The organism is Kitasatospora sp. NPDC093558 (assembly GCF_040683475.1).
Taxonomy (GTDB): Bacteria; Actinomycetota; Actinomycetes; order Streptomycetales; family Streptomycetaceae; genus Kitasatospora.
Genome location: NZ_JBFBDY010000894.1, coordinates 1 through 2,184 on the forward strand (window position 1 = coordinate 1; position 2,184 = coordinate 2,184).

Sequence of the window (2,184 nt, forward strand, 5' to 3'; positions counted from 1 at the left end):
GTGACGAGCAGCAGCGGCGCGTGCCCGGCGGCCTCCTCGGCGGCGAACCGTTTCAGCGCGGCATCCAGCCGGGCCGCGAGCAGAGGTGAGACGTCGCAGCCGTCCAGCCCGGCGCCGAGGACGACGAGGTAGTCGGCGCCGGGCGGGACGGGCCGCCGGCGGTAGTGCAGCGCCCGGCCGAGGAAGCCGAGCAGCCAGAGCAGGGCGTACCCGCCGAGCAGGACGGCGACGATCAGGAGGACGTGCATACCTCCTCGAACGCGTACGACTGAGCCCCCGTTCCGGATGGCGGTCCGGGACGGGGGCTCAGTCGTGAGGGCCTCAGCCGGCGTCGGCGGCCGGGCGCCGGCCACGCTGGTTGAGCGAGGCCAGGTAGGCGTTGTACGCCTCCAGCTCGGCGTCGCCGCTACGGTCCTCGGCGCGGTCGGCGCGGCGGGCCTTGCGCTGCTCGGAGCCCATCCACTGGTAGACCAGCGCGATCAGCACGATCGCGGTCGGGATCTCGCCGAACGCCCAGGTGATGCCGCCGGCGAGCTTCTGGTCCGCCAGCAGGTCCGTCCCGGGCGGGGCGCCCGCGGTGGTGAAGGTGGTGACCAGCTGGTGGTTGGCCATCATCACCGCGACGCCGAAGAAGGCGTGGAACGGCATGCCCATGAACAGCTCGATGATCCGCATCACGTGGCCGGGGCGGTTCGGGCCCGGGTCCACGCCCATGATCGGCCAGAAGAACACCAGCCCGGTGGCCAGGAAGTGGACCATCATGAAGATGTGCCCGGCGCGGTACTGCATCAGGAAGTCGAACAGCGGGGTGAAGTAGACCCCGTACAGGCTCGCGATGAACAGCGGGATGGTGAACGCCGGGTGCGAGATCACCTTGACGTACCGGCTGTGCAGCAGCGCCACCAGCAGCTCGCGCGGGCCGCGCGGGCGCCCCTTGCCGGCCGGGCGCAGCGCGCGCAGCGCGAGGGTGATCGGGGCGCCGAGGAGCAGCAGGATCGGCGACAGCATCGACAGCACCATGTGCTGGATCATGTGCGCGCTGAACAGGGCCATCCCGTAGTCGTTGAGGCCGCTGCAGGTGACCAGGATCACCGAGCCGACGCCCAGGGCCCAGCCGACGGTGCGGCCGATCGGCCAGCGGTCGCCGCGCCGGTGCAGGCGCACGACGCCGGCCGCGTAGAGGCCGAGGGTGACCAGGCTGCCGGCCAGGAAGACCCAGTCGGGGGACCAGGTCCACACGTTGGAGAGGGTGAACGGGCCTGGCTGGGTCATCCCGCCGTGGTGGTGCATGCCTGACATTCCGTCGCCCATCGGCGGGTCCCGCTTTCCGTCCTGGTGGCCCCTGGCGGGGTCCGGTTCGCCCGTTTTGCTTGGCATACAGCCTAGGCGGGCCTTACCCCGGGCCGTGCCCCGCCCCCTCCGTCCGGGCGAGTGCGGCTCGTTACAATGAGCGGCTCGACGAGCGCCGGGCGGGGCCGGCGGAGCGGAGGGGACGGCCGTGACGGAGGGGCGGGAGCGCGCGGTGACCAGGGTCGCGATGACGGGGGCGACGGGGTTCATCGGCTCGGCGGTGCTGGAGGCCGTCAAGGGCTTACGGGACGGCTTCGGGGACACCGGGGGCATCGGGGACTTCGGGGACTTCGGGCGCGGTTTCGGGCGCGGCGTCGAGGTCCGCGCCCTGGCCCGTGAGGTCCCCGACGTCGGCGGCCCGTCGTGGGTGCGGGGCGACCTCGCCGACGAGGAGGCCCTCGCCGAGCTGTGCGACGGCGCCGACGTGCTGCTCCACCTCGCGTCCCTGGTCTCCGGCACCACCGAGGAGTGCGAGGCGGTGAACGTCCGCGGGACCGGGGCGGTCATGGCCGCCGCCCGCCGGGCCGGGGTCGGCCGGATCGTCCACCTGTCCACCAGCGCCGTGTACGGGCGGGGCCCGCACGCGGGCATCGGGGTCGACGAGGTGCCCGCGGTGCCCGCCTCGGAGGCCAGCCGCACCCGGCTGCTCGGGGAGCGGGCAGCGCTGGCCGCCGGGGCCGTCGTGCTGCGGCCCGGCGTGGTGACCGGCCCGGGGGACCGCTGGGTGGTGCCCGCCGTGGCCGAGCTGGTCCGCCGGGTGCCGGTGCGCTGGGAGGGCGGCGAGGCCCGGCTCTCGCTCGACGACCGCGCCGTCCTGGCCCGCCTGGTCGTCGC

At 74.1% G+C, this 2,184-nt stretch carries 2 protein-coding genes and 1 pseudogene; 1 reads left to right on the top strand and 2 read right to left on the bottom strand.

Annotated elements, in window-relative coordinates; all coding sequences use genetic code 11:
• Together AB0O00_RS36620 and AB0O00_RS36625 are read right to left on the bottom strand one after the other, a co-directional pair.
• A pseudogene (locus AB0O00_RS36620) lies at positions 1-248 on the bottom strand (YdcF family protein); the annotation flags it as partial.
• Between the two features lie 73 nt (positions 249-321).
• Positions 322-1,290, bottom strand: a complete 969-nt coding sequence (locus AB0O00_RS36625) for a cytochrome c oxidase assembly protein (protein ID WP_363659025.1) — start codon at positions 1,288-1,290, stop codon at positions 322-324.
• A 208-nt stretch (positions 1,291-1,498) separates the two neighbouring features.
• Here AB0O00_RS36625 and AB0O00_RS36630 point away from each other — a divergent pair.
• Positions 1,499-2,184 (top strand): NAD-dependent epimerase/dehydratase family protein (locus AB0O00_RS36630; protein ID WP_363659026.1); only part of this gene is annotated, 686 nt, incomplete at its 3' end.

Bases quoted from the DNA above. Each gene is read 5' to 3' on its own strand.
- AB0O00_RS36625 (WP_363659025.1), bottom strand. From the start codon at position 1,290: ATGCACCACCACGGCGGGATGACCCAGCCAGGCCCGTTCACCCTCTCC.